General features: G+C 61.0%; 14 protein-coding genes. 6 read left to right on the forward strand and 8 right to left on the reverse strand.

What is annotated here, in order from left to right; translation table 11 throughout:
* Positions 1–15 precede the first annotated feature (15 nt).
* Positions 16–540, forward strand: coding sequence for a hypothetical protein (locus tag ABDK11_RS16255; RefSeq protein ID WP_346837567.1), 525 nt, complete (start codon positions 16–18; stop codon positions 538–540).
* A 28-nt stretch (positions 541–568) separates the two neighbouring features.
* Here ABDK11_RS16255 and ppk1 read toward each other — a convergent pair whose 3' ends face one another.
* Positions 569–2,629, reverse strand: a complete 2,061-nt coding sequence (gene ppk1, locus ABDK11_RS16260) for a polyphosphate kinase 1 (RefSeq protein WP_346837568.1) — start codon at positions 2,627–2,629, stop codon at positions 569–571.
* A 249-nt stretch (positions 2,630–2,878) separates the two neighbouring features.
* Between ppk1 and ABDK11_RS16265 the strand changes: the two genes are divergently transcribed.
* The 3 genes from ABDK11_RS16265 to ABDK11_RS16275 all read left to right on the forward strand — a co-directional run bounded on the left by ABDK11_RS16265 (position 2,879) and on the right by ABDK11_RS16275 (position 6,690).
* On the forward strand, positions 2,879–4,345 hold the full coding sequence (locus ABDK11_RS16265) for a Ppx/GppA phosphatase family protein (protein WP_346837569.1): 1,467 nt from the start codon (positions 2,879–2,881) through the stop codon (positions 4,343–4,345).
* A 349-nt stretch (positions 4,346–4,694) separates the two neighbouring features.
* Entirely contained in the window at positions 4,695–6,161 is a 1,467-nt protein-coding gene (locus ABDK11_RS16270) for a protein adenylyltransferase SelO (protein WP_346837570.1), read from the forward strand.
* A gap of 112 nt (positions 6,162–6,273) precedes the next feature.
* Positions 6,274–6,690 carry a DUF2147 domain-containing protein gene (locus ABDK11_RS16275; protein ID WP_346837571.1) on the forward strand — a complete coding sequence of 139 codons (417 nt, stop codon included), beginning with the start codon at positions 6,274–6,276 and terminating at the stop codon, positions 6,688–6,690.
* Positions 6,691–6,831: 141 nt separating this feature from the next.
* Here ABDK11_RS16275 and ABDK11_RS16280 read toward each other — a convergent pair whose 3' ends face one another.
* The 4 genes from ABDK11_RS16280 to parC form a co-directional block, all read right to left on the reverse strand.
* Complete coding sequence (locus tag ABDK11_RS16280; RefSeq protein ID WP_346837572.1) at positions 6,832–8,385, reverse strand: DHA2 family efflux MFS transporter permease subunit; 1,554 nt, start codon at positions 8,383–8,385, stop codon at positions 6,832–6,834.
* Positions 8,386–8,396: 11 nt separating this feature from the next.
* Positions 8,397–9,473, reverse strand: coding sequence for an HlyD family secretion protein (locus ABDK11_RS16285; RefSeq protein WP_346837573.1), 1,077 nt, complete (start codon positions 9,471–9,473; stop codon positions 8,397–8,399).
* A 1-nt stretch (position 9,474) separates the two neighbouring features.
* Positions 9,475–9,915 carry a MarR family transcriptional regulator gene (locus ABDK11_RS16290; RefSeq protein WP_346837574.1) on the reverse strand — a complete coding sequence of 147 codons (441 nt, stop codon included), beginning with the start codon at positions 9,913–9,915 and terminating at the stop codon, positions 9,475–9,477.
* 345 nt (positions 9,916–10,260) lie between these two features.
* Positions 10,261–12,510, reverse strand: a complete 2,250-nt coding sequence (gene parC, locus ABDK11_RS16295; RefSeq protein WP_346837575.1) for a DNA topoisomerase IV subunit A — start codon at positions 12,508–12,510, stop codon at positions 10,261–10,263.
* Between the two features lie 220 nt (positions 12,511–12,730).
* On the opposite strand from parC, the gene ABDK11_RS16300 reads away from it, so the two are divergent.
* Both ABDK11_RS16300 and fetB read left to right on the forward strand, forming a co-directional pair.
* Positions 12,731–13,336: an ATP-binding cassette domain-containing protein gene (locus ABDK11_RS16300; RefSeq protein ID WP_346837576.1), complete on the forward strand. Its 606-nt coding sequence runs from the start codon at positions 12,731–12,733 to the stop codon at positions 13,334–13,336.
* Positions 13,333–14,139, forward strand: coding sequence for an iron export ABC transporter permease subunit FetB (fetB, locus tag ABDK11_RS16305; protein WP_346837577.1), 807 nt, complete (start codon positions 13,333–13,335; stop codon positions 14,137–14,139). The genes ABDK11_RS16300 and fetB overlap by 4 nt, the downstream gene beginning before the upstream one ends.
* Before the next feature lie 94 nt (positions 14,140–14,233).
* Here the strand turns inward: fetB and ABDK11_RS16310 are convergent, their stop codons facing one another.
* From ABDK11_RS16310 to ABDK11_RS16320, 3 genes are all read right to left on the reverse strand, one after another.
* Positions 14,234–16,039, reverse strand: coding sequence for a hypothetical protein (locus ABDK11_RS16310; protein ID WP_346837578.1), 1,806 nt, complete (start codon positions 16,037–16,039; stop codon positions 14,234–14,236).
* 1,216 nt (positions 16,040–17,255) lie between these two features.
* Complete coding sequence (locus ABDK11_RS16315; protein WP_346837579.1) at positions 17,256–18,155, reverse strand: oxygenase MpaB family protein; 900 nt, start codon at positions 18,153–18,155, stop codon at positions 17,256–17,258.
* Positions 18,156–18,428: 273 nt separating this feature from the next.
* A complete protein-coding gene (locus ABDK11_RS16320; RefSeq protein WP_346837580.1) occupies positions 18,429–19,040 on the reverse strand; it encodes an outer membrane beta-barrel protein in 612 nt (203 codons plus the stop codon).
* Positions 19,041–19,109 lie beyond the last annotated feature (69 nt).

Genomic DNA, 19,109 nt, shown 5'->3' on the forward strand with positions numbered 1-19,109 from the left:
TCATAGGAGTAGACTGTGCGGTTTTACTGCATTGCGACCAGCATCGCTTTTCTGGCCACCGCAGCCGCCGCGGCAGCGCTCGGCGGCTGCGGTTACCTGCCCAGCGAAATGAATGGTGGGAGCAGCAAAAGCAACACGGAGTTACCGGACGGGGTGCACGCCAGTATTGTCGCGCGCCAGCAGTTCACCAACTGCAACAGCGCGGCCAAGGGCTATCACCGCGTCACCTTCAAAGACCTGTATAACACCACCGGCGACCGCGACACCCCCTTTGTGCCCTCGCCCTCCGCCCCGGCACAGTATGATGTTACTGCTTACGTGTGGGGCTCCGACAACTGCAGCCAGACCGGCCGCTGTAGCGGCGGTGACCACTACTGGCTGATCGAGCGCGGGCCCGGAGACGAGTTCACCACCTGGGTGGTGACGCCGCAGTTTCCGCGTATCGTTATTCAGTCCACCTGCCGGAACCGGCTGAAAGTGGGAGAGCGGTTCCGCTTTTCGTTCAGCCACGGCAAGCTGCTCGGATTCAGCCGCCGCTGACCACTAACCGCCGCTCCAGGCCTATTCGTCAATCGCCCTTCCGGATCGTACTGCCGCGCCTTTTCAGGTAGCGCAGAATGGCATCCTGCGCGCGACAGTCGCGCTCGGTATTTTGCGCAATGCGGGTATTACTCTGCTGCGCGTCGAGGATGCGCGCCTTGTAGCTGTCGCTCCACTGCAACTCCATGATCTTTCTCACCGTCTCCCGGTGGCCGCGGTCCGCCACCGGGAAGGTCACCTCTACGCGGTGGTCCAGGTTCCGTGTCATCAAATCTGCCGATGACAACCACACCTGTTCGTCGCCACCATTGTGAAACAGATACACCCGCGCGTGCTCGAGGTACTTGTCCACCAGGCTGATCACGCGGATATTGTCCGACAGGCCCGGCGTATCGCAGACGAGTGTGCACATGCTGCGTACGATGATGCGCACTTTTACCCCGGCAGCACCGGCGCGATAGAGCCGCTCAATGACCTCGCTGTCCACCAGGTTGTTGCATTTGAAAAACAGCTCAGCCGGCGCGCCGCTGTTGGCCGCATTAATCTCGCGGTCAATCGCGTGCAGCAATGCCGGCCGGTTCGAATAGGGGGACACCGCGATCCGCTGGTACACCGGCCGCTGGTGGGTAAACTGGATAAACTCAAACACGTTGTAAACATCCCGCCCCAGCACCTGATCGCTGGTCAGCAGGCTGAAATCGCAATAGACGCGTGCGGTGCTCTCGTTGAAGTTGCCGGTGCCCAGATGGCTGTAAAAGCGGTCTTCATTGCCCTCGCGCCGCACGATCGAAATCAGTTTGCAGTGCACCTTGAGTCCGGGCACGCCGTAGATCACCTTGACGCCCGCATCGCGCAGTTCATTGGACCAGTGAATATTCGCCAGCTCGTCGAAGCGCGCCTGCAGCTCCACCACTGCGATCACCGTCTTGTTGTTGCGCACCGCGTTGATCAGCGCCGCCACCACCCGCGAATTCTGTGATACCCGGTACAGGTTGATGCGAATTTCACGCACCTCCGGATCGATCGCCGCGGAAATGAGCAGGTTGGTGATGGCGCGAAAGTCGTGGTAGGGGAAATACAGCAACTGGTCGCCGGCACATAGAATATTGAAAATACTCTCGCGCTCCGGCAGTGCCTGCAGTGGCACCATTGGCTTGTAGCGGTCCCGCGCATGGTCGGCGGGAAACTTCATGAAATCCTTGGAATTGTGATAGCGGCCGCCGGGCGTGTAGCTGTCGTAGCGCCCCATCTTCAATTTCTTCTTCACCAGGTTCAGCAGTGTTTCCGGCATCGAGGCATCATAGGCCAGGCGCACCGGGTCGGCGTGGCGCCGCTTCTTCAGCGACTTGGTCACGCGGTCGAGGATATTCTGGGTAATCTGCTCGCCCAGTTCCAGCTCCGCATCGCGGCTGATCTTGAACATATACGCCTCGGCGCGGGCGATCGGCAGGACATAGCGGAAAACATCGACCAGGCAGGCGCGGATAATATTGTCGAGTACGATATAGACCTTCTCATGGCAGTCCTCCCGCGGCGGTATTACCACAAACCGCGGCAGCGTGTCGGTGGGAATTTCCAGTGCCGCGAAGCGCTCGCTGCCATCCTCCAGCTGCAGGTAAATGGCGAAGTAAATACTCGCCTCATTGAGCAGCGGCATATTCTTGCGATCGTCGATGAAGAATGGCTCCAGCTCTGGCAGCACCTCGTTGTGGAAATAGCTTTCCACAAAGGTGCGCTGGCGCTCACTCAGCTGCTGTTCGTTGACGATATGGATACCGTGGCGGTCGAGGTCCCCCAGCACCTTGGAATAGGCGGCATAGGAACGCCGGTTCAGGCACAACACCTTTTCGTTGATACTGGTCAGCAGTTCAGAGAAGTGGGCCTTTTGCTCGCCTTTGGCAAAGGTTGCCAGGCGGCGCACATCGGCCACCCGCACGCGGAAAAACTCGTCGAGATTGTTGGAGAAGATACCGAGAAAGCGCACGCGCTCAATGATCGGCACACTCTCGTCCTCCACCTCCTGCAAGACGCGCTCGTTGAAGGAAAGCCAGCTTAGCTCTTTTGGGTACAGCGGAGTATTATCAGACATAATGAAACTGCAACTTGGCGGCCGGGATCAACCCGGCTAACGGGCTTGGCTCGAACAGACGTGGCGACGGGGTTAGCCAACGCCGGCCGGCGGCCGGCTCGAACCCTTGAATTTCAACTAATCCCACACAGTTGTGTGAAATTTCAAGGGCGGCAACCCACACTATCAGAACGGAACGACTGGATGGCCGCGTTAATAGTAGGCCAGTTTGCTACATTAAAATGACAATTTTTTGACAGGACATTCAGCGTGCAAGACGCAGAACACTACGCCGCCCTGGATCTCGGCTCCAACAGCTTCCATCTGCTGCTGGCCGAGTTCCGTGCCCAGCGCATGGTGCGCCTGCACACCGACCGCTCCATGGTGCGCTTGGCGGAAGGGCTGGATGAAGAGCGCAACCTGGCCCCGGAAGTAGCCGAACGCGCGCTGGCAGCCCTGCGGCGCTTCCGTCCGGTGCTGGCGGAGCTGCCCACGGACCATATCCGTGTTGTCGGCACTAACACCCTGCGCGCCGCGGCCAATGCCGACGGCTTTCTCGAGGCGGCGGAGCAGATTCTGGGGGCCCCGATCGAGATCATCAGCGGTATCGAGGAGGCGCGCCTGATCTACAGCGGCGTCATGGCCGCCGCCGACGGCCCGCCACGACTGCGCTGCGTGATCGATATCGGCGGCGGTTCCACCGAGCTGGTACGCGGGCGCGAAGTACCGCAGCAACTGCAGAGCCTGTATATGGGCTGTGTTTCCTACAGCCAGCGCTTCTTCGCCGACGGTGTCATCAGCCGCAACCAGGTCAATCACTTCGAGCGTGCCCGCCGCACTGCCCGCGCCGAACTGCAGGGCTTGCAGCACCTGGCGGAAAATGCCGAGGTGGTAGGCGCGTCGGGCACGATCAAAGCCGTGTCGCGGGTACTGAACGGCGGTGAGATCGGCGAGATACGCCGCGCGGATATCGACCGCCTGGCCGCGCGCGTGGCCGCGGCCGATCACATCGCCGACCTGTCACTGCCCGATCTGGACGAAGAACGCCGCCCGGTGTTCGCCGCCGGCCTGGCGATCCTGCACGCGATCTTCTGCGAACTGGATATCCACAGCCTGAACGTCTCGCCCTACGCGATTCGCGAGGGTATCGTCCACGACCTGGCCGGGCGCCTGCGCGGCGGCGACCGCCGCGCGGATACCGTAGCCAACCTGATGCTGCGCGCGCAGATCGACGTCGACCAGGCACGCCGCGTTGGCGATACGGCACTGGACCTGTTGCTGCACCTGCGCCCCGAGGGACACACCGAACAGCATTTGCAGCTGCGCTGGGCGGCGCAGTTGCACGAGCTGGGGCTGGCGCTGTCGCACAACGACTTCCGCAAACTGGGCGCCTACATGATTGAGCGGGCCGACCTGGCGGGCTTCTCCCGCAGCGAGCAGGAGACGCTCGCCTATCTGGTGCGCCGCCAGCGCGGGCGCATCAAGCCACCGCGTGAACACTACGGCTTCCATCCGGACCCGGATCTGCTGCTGTGCCTGCGCCTCGCCTGTATCCTGCACCGCGACCGCGCCGGGCGCAGTCTCAAGGGCATCGAGCTGGCCAGGTCCATCGCGGGCTATCACCTGCGCGTGCCGCAGGCCTGGCTCGACAACTACCCCGCCATCGACGAACTGCTGCAGCAGGAAGTGGAACACTGGCAGACGCAACCGCAGGTACTGCAGCTGGAAACGGCCTGATCCGCGCCCGGTGGATAGCCACTTGCGCTTCACCCTACAACCCGGTGGATAGCCTCCAGGGCTTCACCCTACAATGGCAGGGCCTGTTAACACTAAATTAGATAGCCGCGTTGCCGCCCCAAAACGGGCCAGGCAAGGCGCGAGGAGCGAGATTTAGCGTGCTAAATGAGCGACGAGTAACGCCGCATGGCCCGTTTTGGGGCGCAACCCGAAGGGACGGGGCCGTTTTTCCACAATGCTGCATTGCAGCTTGCTTATGTGACGGGCCACACGACGCTCACTGCGCTTTGCCTTGCGAAAAAACGGCTTCCGTCGCGGCCATCGAATTAAGTGTTAACAGGCCCTAGCTATGAAGCTCAGCGACATCTCCCTCAGTCACCACTACGCCGACCTCGGCGACGCCTTCGGCACCCCGATCGCGCCCACCCCGTTCGCGCACCCGCAGCTGCTCCATGCCAATCCGGCGGTGCTGCGGCTGCTGGGTATCGACGCAGGCGAGGCGGCCAACCCGGCCTGGGCGCAACTGGGTAGCGGCGCCAGGCTGTTCACCGGCTCAAAGCCTCTGGCGATGAAATACACCGGCCACCAGTTCGGCGTCTACAACCCGGATCTCGGCGACGGCCGCGCATTGCTGCTGGGCGAGCTGGAAAGCGACGGCGAAACCTGGGAGCTGCACCTGAAAGGCGCCGGCAAGACGCCCTACTCGCGCTTCGGCGACGGCCGCGCGGTCTTGCGTTCGACGATTCGCGAGTACTTGGCCGGCGAGGCGCTGCACGGCCTCGGCATTCCCACCACCCGCGCGCTGTGTATTGTCGGCAGCGATGAACCGGTAACACGCGAGAAAATTGAAACGGGCGCGATGCTGATCCGCGTGGCGCGCACCCATATCCGCTTTGGCCATTTCGAATATTTCTTCTATACCCACCAGCTGGAAGCACTGCGCAAACTGATCGCGTTCACCTGTGCGCGCTTTTTGCCCGAGAGTAAAGATCTCGACGCCGCCGCACAGGCCGAGGCGCTGCTGCGCTTCACCATACGTAAGACCGCGCAGATGGTCGCCGGCTGGCAGGCCGTGGGCTTTGCGCACGGCGTTATGAATACCGACAACATGTCGATCATCGGTGACACTTTCGATTACGGCCCCTACGGTTTCCTCGACGACTACGAACCCGAATTTATCTGCAATCACTCGGATCACACCGGCCGCTATGCCTTCGAGCAGCAACCGGGCGTGGCGCTGTGGAACCTGAATGCACTGGCCCATGCGCTGTCCGCATTTGTCGAAACCGAAGCGCTGCGCGATTGCCTGGAGGAATTCCAGCCCCAGCTGATCGACGCCTACGCCGAACGCATGCGCGCAAAGCTGGGCCTGGCCACCGGCGAAGATGGCGACCGCAAACTCTGTGCCGACCTGCTGGCACTGCTGGCCGACGGGCACGTGGACTACACACTGTTCTTCCGCGCGCTGGCCCACTACCGCAGCGAACGACCGCCGGCGGCACTGCGTGAACTGGTGCCGGCAAGCCATTGGGAGGCCCTCGATCACTGGCTCGACCACTACGACCAGCGGCTGGCGCGGGAGAACAGCGATTCGCGCGTGCGCAACCGCGCCATGCTGGGCGCCAACCCCAAGTTCATCTTGCGCAATTACCTGGCCCAGCGGGTGATCGAAGCGGCAGAGCGAGGCGACTACCAACCGCTGCACACGATACTGGCCCTGCTGCAGGCGCCGTACGACGAGCATCCCGAGCACGAGCCCTGGGCTGCGGCGCCGCCGGAGTCCGGCAAGCACCTGCCGATCAGTTGCTCCTCCTGAGCCCTGCTGCGCAACATATTCCGCAAGCCAGCGCTAAACTTGAGATAGATTCCCGACCTTGGCCGTGACTTAATGTATTATCTGGGTCACAACGATATAAGGAGTTTGCGAGATGATGAGAAATCTGCTGATAGCCGCCGGCTGCCTGCTGTTTGCCCTGCAGGTACAGGCCGCCGATGCGGTGGGCAAATGGCGCACGATCGACGACGACACCGGACAGGCAAAATCCATCGTCGAAATCTATCAGCGTGGTGGCAAGTATTACGGGCGCGTGGTGGATCTGCTGATGAAACCCGACGACACCGTGTGCGAAGAGTGCGAGGGCGCCCTGAAGGGCAAGAAAATCGTCGGTATGAATATCATCACCAACATGGTGAAAAAAGGCGATACCTACGAGGGTGGCCAGATCCTCGACCCGAACAACGGCAAGACCTACGACTGCAAATTCTGGGTGGAGGGTAACGACCTGAAGGTGCGCGGCTACCTGGGCTTCTTCTACCGCACGCAGACGTGGCACCGAGTGAACTGACCTAAGGCCGCCGCGGTAACGGCGGCGCGCCGAAAGCACAGAAATGACTCTGGCTTCCGGACTTTTCCACAGGGGCGAACCTCGTGTTCGCCCCTGCTGTTTCAGCGCAGCGCAGCCACTTCGCGGGCGATGCGCGGTTAATCAGGCCCCACCAGCCTCCACTTCCAGCGCCCTGGCCTGTGCTTCCGCCTCACGCTTGGCCCGGGCCTCGGCCTTCGCCTTCTTGCGCGCCGGGTTCGACAGCAGCAGGATCAGCGGCATGGCGGCAAGATTGACCCACATCAGCAGCTGGAAATCGTTCACGTAGGAGATCTCCGCCGCCTGGCGCGCCACTTCGTGGTAGATGCCGCCGGCCAGCGCCCCCATATCGTTGGGGCCGGGCATGCCGGACATCCCGCTGAGCTGCACGCGCTCACCCAGCTGCTGCTGATTGATCCACATATTGCGCGACAGCACCGCCATCACGATGGATACGCCGATACTGCTGCCCAGGTTGCGCGACAGACTGAACAGCGCCGTGGCCTCGCCGCGCAGCTGTGGCGCCAGGGTAGCGTAGGCCAGCGTGGAAATGGGCACGAACACCAGGCCCAGGCCAAGGCCCTGCACCACGCCGGTCCAGATCAGCGTGTGCTGGGTCACCTGCAGGTTGAAGCCGGTCATCTCGTACATGGAGAAGCTGATCAATCCCATTCCCAGCAGGATCAGTGCGCGGGCATCGAACCATTTCACCAGGCGCCCCACCAGCATCATCGACATCATGGTGCCAAAGCCGCGCGGCATCATGATCAGGCCGGTGGTCACCACCGGGTAGCCCTTCCACTGCTGCAGGTACTGCGGCAACAGTGCCATGGTCGCGAGCAGCGTGATCCCCACCACGAAGATAAAAACCACCCCGGACGCGTAGTTGCGGTCGCGGAACAGCGCCGGCGAGATAAACGGGGTTTCGCTGGTACGCGAGTGCACGATAAACAGGTACAGGCCCAGCACTGCAACGATGGCGTAAAACTGGATTTCCAGCGACTCGAACCAGTCGATCTGCTCGCCGCGGTCGAGCAGCAGCTGCAGGGAGCCCACTGCCACACCCAGCAGCGCGAAGCCGAGGGTATCGAAGCGGCTCTTGCGCGTCTCGCCGTTGTCCACGTACAGGTAGATACCGAGCAGCGACAGGGCACCGAGCGGCACGTTGATGTAAAAGACCCAGCGCCAGGAGTAGTACTCGGTCAGCCAGCCGCCCAGGGTCGGGCCGAGGATCGGGCCGATCATCACCCCCACACCCCAGATGCCCATGGCCGAGGCGTGCTTCTCCGGCGGGTAGGTGTCCAGCAGCGTCGCCTGCGACAGCGGCACCAGCGAGGCGCCGAACACGCCCTGCAAAATACGGTAGGCGATCATCTCGCCGAGGGAGTTGGCCTGGCCACACAGCATCGAGGCGATGGTAAAGCCGGCCACCGACCACAGGAACAGGTTGCGGCGACCAAAGTACTGCGACAGGTAGCCCACCGGCAGCGTCATGATCGCCGCGGCGACGATATAGGAGGTGAGCACCCAGCTGATCTGGTCGCTGGCCGCGCCGAGGCTGCCCTGCATGTGCGGCAGGGCCACGTTGGCGATGGTGGTGTCCAAGACCTGGATGATGGTGGCCAGCATGATGCTGACCGTGACCATCAACTGTTTGCCGCTATCCGCTTCGCTCATGGCGTCGGCACTCATTCCGCCAGCACGACACGGCTGCCGGCGGCGCCGCCAGCGGCGCGGGCAGCGACCAGCTTGGCATCTTCACTGGTGTTGATGTGCACTTCGGCGCTCATGCCGGCGCGCAGCTCCGGTGCGTCCTTGGTCGGGTAAAGACGCAGGCGCACCGGCACCCGCTGTACCACCTTGACCCAGTTGCCACTGGCGTTCTGCGGCGGGATCAGCGCGAACTCACTGCCACTGGCGGGGCTCAGGCTCTCCACCTGCGCCTGCCACTTGAAGCCGGGGTAGGCATCCAGGCTGACTTCCGCCTGCTGGCCCACCTGAATATGCTCGAGCTCGGTTTCCTTCAGGTTGGCCTCGACATAGATGCCCTCGGTGCCCAGCATGCTGACGATGCTCATGCCCTGCAGCGCCATCTCGCCGGCCTGGGGCACGTCGTTGGCGACGATTCCGTCTGCCGGAGCGGTGATCTTGGTGCGCGACAGCTGGTAGCGCGCCTTGTCCAGCTGCGCCTGGGCCACTTTCAGGTCGGCCTGCTCTTCCAGCGGCAGCTGCGGGTTGCCGCCGAGGTCGGCACGGGCGCTGGCCAGCTTCTCGGTGTTGATGTCGATCTGCGCCAGCGCGTCATTGAGCTTCTGGCGCGAGTCGTCCAGCTGCGATTCCGACAGCGCCACCTTGCCCAGCTTTTCGTTGCGCTGCAGCTGGCGGCGGTAGTAGTCCGCATCCTTGCGCGCCTTCTGCAGCGCCGCCTCCGCCTCGCCATAATCGGCGCGGCGCGACAGCAGGTCGTTGCGCACCTGGTTCAGGTGCCCCTCGGCCTCAGCCACTGCGAGTTTGAACGGGGTCTCGTCCAGCTGTACCAGCAGGTCGCCCTTGGCCACCGGCTGGTTGGCTTTGACCAGTACCTCGGCCACCACGCCGCTGACTTCCGACGCCAGAGAAATCTTGTCCGCCTTGATATAGGCGTTTTCAGTGCTGACACTGCCGGCGCCACCGAACACGCACCAGCCGGCGACGCCCAACGCCGCAACAATACCGACGGCAAAGCCCAGGCCGCGTTTGGATACCCTTCCCAATTGATTTACCACCTCAAATCTCCTCACGTGTCAGGTTGTCGTGCAGGCGTCGCAGCAAGTCCCGCAGCTGTGTTACGTCTTCCACCGAAAACCCCATCAGCGCCTGCGCCCGGGTCTCCTGTGCCAGTCCGCGCAATACGTCCAGTGCCGGCTCCGCCGCCTCGGTCAGGTAGATGCGGAAACAGCGCCGGTCGCCGGGATCCTGGCGGCGCTCCACCAGCCCCTCCTGCTCGAGGTTGTCCACCTGGCGGGCGAGGCTGATCGGGGCTACATCCATGCGCTCGGCCAGTTCGGCCTGCTTCAGCCCTTCCTCTTTGGCCAGCTGCCACAGCAACTGCCAGCGGGAACGGGTGAGGCCGTGCTCCTTGGCACGGCGATCAAAGTTGCGACGCGCCAGCCGGGCTACGCAGTGCAGCTCGAAGCTCATCTGGGTCGCGATGTCTTTCTTGCTCATGGGGTCTCCTTAAGGCCGCTTATTATAAGCAAGCTTATGAATTAGACAAGTCCCCACCACTGCGCCCGAGCCCCGCGCCTATTGTCCGCGGGGGTTGTGACGAAGAGATGGCCCCTCCATGGATCTGGCCCACCCAGCCCGACGCGGTTCAAACGGCGGTTGCGGGACTATCCGGTCGGGGAACGGAAAGACGGGGAGAGGAGATTTGGATAAGGGAGATTTGGATAAGGGAGATCTGGACAGGGGCAGATCTGGGAATGGGGAGTCGCGCGCAATCTCGCAGCGCTTCGCGCTCCCGGCGCGGGCGAACAGCCGCTCGCCAGCGCCGGGAACGGCGGTACGGGTCTACTTCTCCTGCACCTCGATCTTGTCCACCTTCTGGAATCCCCGCGGCAGCTTGTTGCCGCGCCGGCCGCGTTCGCCGCGGTAGTGGTCCATCTCGGCGATCTTGATCCTGGTGTGGCGCTTGCCGGCGTGCACCAGCAGCTGCGCGTTGCCCTCGAGCACGGCGATACCCACCACATATTCCTCGCGGCTGGCGACGCGCGCCGAGGGAATATTGACGATCTTGTTGCCCTTGCCCTTGGCCAGCTCCGGCAGTTCCGACACCGGGAACACCAGCATACGGCCCTCGCTGGTCACCGCCGCCAGCAGCGCCTCGCCGGAATTGTCGATCTCGCACGGCGGCAGCACCCTGGCGCCCTTGGGCAGGCTCAGCATGGCCTTGCCGGCCTTGTTGCGCGACTGCAGGTCGGACAGCCTGGCGATAAAGCCGTAGCCGGCGTCGCTGGCCAGCAGCACGCGCTGCTCGTCGTCGCCCATCAGCAGGCCCTCGAAGGTGGCACCGGAGGGCGGGTTGATGCGACCGGAGAGCGGCTCGCCCTGGCCGCGCGCCGACGGCAGCGTATGCGAGGCGATGGCGTAGCTGCGCCCGGTGCTGTCGAGCAACAGCGCCGGCTGGTTGCTCTTGCCGCGCGCGGCGAACTTGAAGCCGTCACCGGCCTTGTAGTTCAGTGCGGTCGGGTCGATTTCATGGCCCTTGGCGGAGCGGATCCAGCCCTTGTCCGACAGCACCACGGTAATGGGATCGGAAGACAGCAGGTCGGCCTCGTTGAACGCCTTGGCCTCCTCGCGCGCGACAATCGGCGCGCGGCGCTCATCGCCGAACTCGTCGGCAGCGGCCAGCAGTTCCTTCTTGATCAGGGTCTTCAGGCGGCGCGCGCTGTCCAGGGTCTTGGTCAGGTATTCGCGCTCTTTCTCCAGTTCCGCCTGCTCGCCGCGGATCTTCATCTCCTCGAGGCGCGCCAGCTGGCGCAGCTTGGTGTCGAGGATATATTCCGCCTGGGTGTCGGTCAGCTCGAAGCGCGCCATCAGCGCCTGTTTGGGCTCGTCCTCGGTGCGGATGATCTCGATCACTTCATCGATATTGAGGAACGCGATCAACAGACCGGCCAACAGATGCAGGCGCTTCTCCACCTTGTCGAGGCGGAATTGCAGACGGCGTCTTGTAGTAACGGTGCGGAAACTCAGCCACTCGCCTAGGATCTTGTCCAGGGATTTGACCTGCGGGCGCCCGTCGATACCGATCATATTCATATTGATGCGGTAGCTTTTTTCCAGGTCGGTGGTCGCGAACAGGTGATTCATCACCTGCTCCATGTCCACACGGTTGGACTTGGGCACAATGACCAGGCGGGTGGGGTTCTCGTGGTCGGACTCATCGCGCAGGTCGGTGACCATCGGCAGCTTCTTGGCCTGCATCTGCGCGGCGATCTGCTCCAGGATCTTGGCGCCACTGACCTGGTAGGGCAGCGCGGTGATGACGATATCGCCTTCCTCTTGGCGCCACACCGCGCGCATCTTGACCGAGCCGCGGCCGCTCTCGTAGACCTTGTGGATCTCGTCGCGCGGCGTGATGATCTCCGCGTCGGTGGGCATGTCCGGGCCCTGGATATACTCGCACAGCTCGCTGACCGTCGCCGCGGGATTCTCCAGCAGGTGCACCGTGGCATCCACCACTTCGCGCAGGTTGTGCGGCGGGATATCGGTGGCCATGCCCACGGCAATGCCGGTGGTGCCGTTCAGCAGGATATTCGGCACCCGCGCCGGCAGCACCGCCGGTTCGTCCATGGTGCCATCGAAGTTCGCCTGCCAGTCCACGGTGCCCTGCCCCAGTTCCGACAGCAGCACTTCGGAGTACTTGCCCATGCGCGATTCGGTGTAACGCATCGCGGCGAAGGACTTGGGATCGTCGGGCGAGCCCCAGTTGCCCTGGCCGTCGATCAGCGGGTAGCGGTAACTGAACGGCTGCGCCATCAGCACCATGGCCTCGTACACCGCGCTGTCGCCGTGCGGGTGGTATTTACCGATCACGTCGCCGACGGTGCGCGCGGACTTCTTGTACTTGGCCGTGTTCTTCAGGCCCAGTTCGCTCATGGCGTAGACGATGCGCCGCTGCACCGGCTTCAGGCCGTCGCCGATATTGGGCAGGGCGCGGTCCAGGATCACGTACATGGAGTAGTCCAGATACGCTTTCTCTGTATATTCCTTGAGCGGCAGGCGCTCGGTGGCCTCAAAGACGGAGGTGTCTGTCATACAGCTGGGCTCTCGTTATTCTGTTGGCAAGACGCGGATTATGGCGGCGAACGGCGCCCGGTTCAAAGCCGGCGGCCGCACATTGCCGTTTGCGGTGTTCACCGCAATGCTGGTACAAACGCCATTTTACGCTGGCGGGCGGCCATTATCGGCACCCCGCACGGCGCGCCGAAAGCGGCTGGGCGCACCGGCTGAGACAAAACGGGGAGCGGGAAAGACAGTGACAACACTCAAGCTGCAAGGCATCGCGGCCGGCGCCCTGGCGCCGCTCGACCTGACCGTGGCGCCCGGCGAGATCGTCTGCCTGTCCGGCCCATCCGGTTGCGGCAAGAGCCGCCTGCTGCGCGCCATTGCCGACCTGGACCCCCACCGCGGCAGCGTGCGTCTCGGCGATCGCGAGCAGGGGCAGGTCCCCGCGCACCAGTGGCGCCGCGCGGTAATGCTGGTACCGGCGGAGAGCGCCTGGTGGTACGAGACCGTCGGCGCCCACTTTGAGAACGAGCCGCAGGCGCTGCTCGAACCGCTCGGCTTCAGCGCGGACGTGGCGCAGTGGCCGGTAGCGCGGCTGTCTTCCGGTGAAAAGCAGCGCCTGGCGCTGGCGCGCGCGCTGGACCGCAAGCCGCAGGCACTGTTACTGGACGAGCCCACGGCCAATCTCGACGAGGACAATATCCTGAAAGTCGAGGGCTGGCTGCAGAATATTATTCACGAGCAGCAGTTGCCGACCCTGTGGGTGGCCCACCAGCGCGAGCAGATCCGCCGCGTGGCCGGGCGGCACCTGCATATCGCCGGCGATCGCCTGCAATCGCGGGAGATAGCCCGATGAACGTCATCGCGCTGTCCTGGTGGCAGCTGGCAATGGCCGCAGGCTTGGTACTGGCACTGGCCGTGTGTACGTATATCAACCGGCTCGGCGTCGGCCGTTCGCTACTGATCGCCGCCGCACGCACGGCGATACAGCTGACCCTGATCGGCATGGTGCTGGAAGCGCTGTTCGCCACCGAGCGCCTGCTGTGGGTGGCGCTGATGGGGCTGGCGATGCTGCTGCTGGCCGGGCGCGAAGTGGTCGCTCGGCAACAGCAGCGGCTGCGCGGCGGCTGGAGTTTCGGTATCGGCACCCTGTCGATGTTTATCTCCGCGTTCACCGTCACGATACTCACCCTGGTGGCGGTGATCGGACCCGAGCCCTGGTATGCGCCACAGTATGCGATTCCGCTGCTGGGCATGCTGCTCGGCAACACCATGACCGGCATTGCGCTGGGACTGGACCGGCTCACCGAGAGCGCGCGGCGCTCGCGCGATGTCATCGAAAACCGGCTGATGCTCGGGGATCCCTGGCCCACCGCGCTCGGCGACTTCCGCCGCGATGCCATGCGCGCCGGCCTGACCCCGATCATCAACGCCATGGCTGCTGCCGGTATCGTCTCGCTGCCGGGCATGATGACCGGCCAGATTCTCGCCGGCAGCCCGCCGGCACTGGCGGTGAAATACCAGATACTGATCATGTTCACCATCGCCACCGGCACCGGCTTCGGTACCTTTGCCGCGGTCAGCGTGTGTGCGCGGCGACTGTTCGATGGGCGCGAGCGGTTGCGGCTGGATCGATTGATATCGGACGGTCACAGCTGATTTCCCGGGAGGAGGACAATAGCCAAACTTGCCAGTTTGGCTATTGTCCTCCTCTGACTCCCGTCACATTTTCCTTTCCGCAATCAAGCCGCAATCAGCGGTACCGGGAAAGGTTGATCAGATAGGAAACGCCGGAGCCAGCCGATTCCTCATAGGTATAGGTTTGCGTGCGGGTTTGATCCACGCTACCGTCGGCGCCGTGGTCCCTTTCGGATACGTAGCCCAGCACATTGCCCAGCTGATCGTATGTGGTATTAGAGGTATAGACATAATCAACAACACCATCGCCCTGCAAGTCATATTCATATTTACCCTGGGTCCGATTTCCGCTGGCGTCATAAGTGAAGGTTCTCTGCTCGCGCTTGTCTGTCACAGAATCCCCATTCTGATCAATCTCGTAAAGGGCAGTCGCCGGGTTTCCCTCGCTGTCGACGCTTACCGTGTAGACGCTGCGGCGGTCGTAAATCCCGTCTGCATCAGTGTCCTTCTCATACACATCAGAAACTTCATTGCCATAGGCATCATACTTTCTCTCTTCGAATTCCGTAGAGTCCGCAGCGCCGTCGAGGTCTGTATCAATATCCTCGAATTTCGATAGCCACCTGCCGGCATCGTCGTAGGTAAACCTGTCTGTAACTCTTAAATCAACGGCACCATCCTTGTCGCTATCGATACCCTGAACGGTTTCCAGTCTCCGTCCGGCATCGTCAAGGCTGTAGCTATCCGTTGCGACTGCGTTGATGATGCCGTCGCCACCATAATCACGCTCTGAAATCCATCCATTCAAGTTGCCGTAGGCGTCGTAAGAATAGCTGTCGGTAACTACTGACTCGACAACGCCATCCCTCCGGGTTTCGTTGACCAATTTCAACATTTCACCAGCCTTGCTATAACTCTTGGTGATCTCTATGACAAGATCGGCATTACCATCCAGTTCAGTATCCGACTCATCGAGATCCTTGATCAGATTACCGGCGGTGTCGTAGGAATAGGTATGTTTGACGTATTGGTCGTCCTGTCCATCACCGTCACGGTCTGCCAGGGTTTCCTTTCGGGAGAGACGGCCATCATCGCGGTACGTATAGCTGGTGCGATACTGTTGATAATCTTCAGTGCCACTGACCAGATAATAATACTCTTGCGATATTGGCCGCCCAAGTCCGTCGTATGCATAGGTCTCCCAACTGTCCAGTTGACCATCGCCATCATTGTCGATCTCCTGCTTGGCTTTCACCATTACGGGTACAGTAATACCCATGACGTCATACAGGAATGTCATAGGCTGGGACACATCCACACTGCGAAAATTAATCCCCCGCGCGTGTCCAAAGGCAATCAGGCTACCCTCTCCTCTAGGCTTAATGAAAGCAAACATATCCACATCGAAGTTCAGGGAGGCCCCCGTCAAGGTATCTCCCCAACCGTTAACGTCAATACCATTATAAGGATTCCCGTCTTCATCCAGCGCCAACAACACGAAAGTGATATTGGCAACCCGATCAAAGTCACTGACGTCAGGATCCATGATTTCGGTGCGCAACTCCTGCTCCCCCATTGGAGGCTGCATACCGAACAGATCGAATACCGACACCTCTGCCGCGGCCGGCACAGACCCCAGCTCTATACTGCCAATGGAAAAGGTTACCGTCTCCCCCTCCTGATAGGAAAACTCACCACTGGCGTTTGTCGACCCGGATCGCGATTCCGTTTCGTAGTGAACCCCCTGCATCGGCCCAATAAAAACACCACTAAGATCGGCACTAGTACTGCCGCCCCCATCGTTACCCACGACTTCGTTACCGGAACCATCATTACCATTACCACCCCCTCCGCTACAGGCAGCGAGCAGTAGTGCTATAAAAACCAGCAACGCACCTTTCACTACCGGCATGTCACCCACAAGCCTATCCCTGTGAAGATAATTCATCCATCAACCCCCGACATAAAGAGAAAAATATTTAATTAACGAAAAAACCACCAATTTGTAAGTGCGAAATATGGCAGACAAATTGGCGGGCAACACAGTAGAACTCATTTCCGAAAGAGAGGATAGAAAAGGAAAAAAAGTTGGCGCGCCGTTCAACGTAAAGTTTTCATCCGTAAAAAACACCTCGAACAAACCACCACTTTTAATTTTATAAACGGATGAACAGGCAACACCACAGAAATTTCAAATGATATACATACCGCCTATAATCTAGACACAAATAGGGATTTACAATTTTTTAAATTAAAACCATTAACTCAAACTCAGATTAATTCACTCGGATACGCCATCAATTTTTACCGCTTGAACCAACCGGTACAAATGTCTAGTTTTAAAAATCATGACCACGTGCAAGCCAGAACTTGCACATCCGCGCAAGCCACATGCAAGGTCTAGGCTCGCAAAACCCTCATGGGCATATAAAACTGGTACAGACCACCTGTAATCACGCATGGAGAAAAATAGTTCTACACGGCTTTATTTCGATGCACGTATGGAGCCGACAGGAAATCCACCAGGTTACTGATCACCATTGGCCAAGCGTTTTTACTTGAACTTCACTGACCAGGTTCAGAAAGTAAAGAAGCGTCATCTGGTTAGCTCTAGATGCAGTATGCAGTACGCAGTGGGCAGTGGGCAGTGGGCAGTGGGCAGTGGGCAGTGGGCAGTGGGCAGTGGGCAGTGTGATAGGGTTCGCGCTGATGATCCTCACGATAATGCTAGCCGGGCGCGAAGTGGTGGCGCGGCAACAGCAGCGTCTGCGCGGAGGCTGGAGTTTCGGCATCGGCACCCTGTCGATGTTTATCTCCGCGTTCAGCGTCACGATACTCACCTTGGTGGCGGTAATCGGACCCGAACCCTGGTATGCGCCACAGTATGTGATTCCGCTGCTGGACATGCTGCTCGGCAACACCATGACCGGCATGCGCTGGGACTGGACCGGCTCAGCGAGAGCGCGCGGCGACTGTTCGATGGGCGCGAGCGGTTGCGACTCGATCGGCTGGTGCAGGGCGGGCGCGACTGATACGAGGTCGACCTGTGAGCACCTGGATTTCTTCCGCGGCACAGTGCCGGCGAATTGCGATCCGCTAATTAAATATTGCATTGCAGCCGGTAAAGCCGCGCGCGCTTATTCCCGTATGGACTGCGCCTGCGACGTGCCAACCTGTTCCGCACCCCGCTCGCGCGCCAGTACTGGTTCCGGTGCCAGGTCACCGACCTGGTAGCCCTGTGGATAAGTGCGCTGCCCTTCCGGCCACGCCGGCTCGCCCGGCCTGCGCCACAGCGCCCACAACCTGGCCCGCAACTTCAGCAGTAGCGGCACGGTCAGCGACAGCAAGCGACCGGGGGCGGGCAGCTGTACCGCGTTGCGCGTCGGTTCGTCCAGCAGCACTGCCGACACCGGGCGCACAAAGCGCCGCAGCAGGCCCGGCAGCCAGGACTCCACGATGCCGAAGGTTGCCGCGGATACCTCGCGGTTGCTGTCACTGAACTGGAAATGCGTACGCACATAGGCCGCGCTGCACCGGCGCATCTCCTCGAGGGAAGCGGGGATCTCCCGAATCCCCATGCGCTGGCCCACGTTGCGCCAGAAAATAAACAGCGCCTGCTGCTCTGCAGCGGTGAGTTCGCGCCAGCCAAAGCGCGCGATCCAGTCCAATGGATCCAGCATGAACGTGGACAGCACAAACAGGTAGTCGTCGTTGGAGATGGAAAAATAGGCATGGGTGCGGTTGATTCTCTGCAGCGCCGCGACACCCCGCGCGGAGTCGTAACCATAGCGCAGCAACTGCAACATCAATAACGAGGTATCGTCATAGCGCTTCTGGCCATTGCGGGTGAATTCCCCCGTGCGCGCGAGCAGGCCGCTGATCGACGGCGAAGCGAAAGTTCTGAACAGCGCCAGCTCCAGCGACCGGTTGAAGTCCCACAGAAAGCCGTCGCACACGATAAGGCGAACGATCTCGCAGTGATCCGCCAGTGGATCCAGCCGGGCAATCTGCTTGCCGATACTGCGCTTTACCATCATTGACCCGATCCCCGTTATTTTTTATTCATCGCGGATTGCTCCGGTAACCTGCGCGCATACAGCCCCGAGGTGAATACAGCCCCGAGGTGAATACAGCCCTGAGCGTGAATACAGATCGGATTATAGCCGTGAGCGTGAAGATAGCGGAAAGGGAGAAAAGATATTGTCGGGAGGGCGATTCACCTGCGATGGATAAGCTACCGCGCACTTCGCACGCAGCAGCTCAGCAGCGGCTGCCGCCGGTCACACATCACCGGCGCAGCCAGCGCTCACTCAGAAACGGAAGTTCACACCGAACTGCAGCGAGTCCTCGGTACCCTTGTCACCGCTGTAGCTGTAATAAGCCAGGGCACCGGAAATGCGCTCATTGAAATCGAGCGCCGCGAAGGGCTTCAGGTAGGTGTCGTTGTCGATGCTCACACCCTCACTGGCGCAATCGCGACAGTTACTGATCGTGCGACTGATATCGAAATAGCGGTAACCGCCATTCAGGCCGATAGTGAGACTGTCGGTCAGCGGGTACTGCAAGCCGGCGTCTACATACAGTGAACCGGCGTCGATGCTGGACTTCTCGGTAGACTGATTGCCAGTCAAGTCGTTCTGCACGCGCTGGGTGAACTCATTGTTATCGTCGATAAAATAGAAGGTGGCGCCGACACTGAAATTGAACAGGCCCTTTTCCCCGGCATAGCCAACCCCGAGCCCGAATCCGCTGTCGGAGATACCGTCGTTGGCTGCGACCACCGGATCGAAGTTGATCACCTCGCCGCTCGCGGTCCAGCTTCCGCGGTAGACCGGGCCCATATCCATCCCCTGTTGTGCGCTGGCAACCCCAGCCATGACCGCCAGAGCGACGCCGACAACAACTTTTTTATAGTTATGCATAAAATTTTCCCTAACTAAAATTGCGCCGCGATTTAACCGCGCAGGCAAGTTTCAAGTCAAGGGCGCACT

Source organism: Microbulbifer sp. SAOS-129_SWC, from assembly GCF_039696035.1.
GTDB lineage: Bacteria > Pseudomonadota > Gammaproteobacteria > Pseudomonadales > Cellvibrionaceae > Microbulbifer.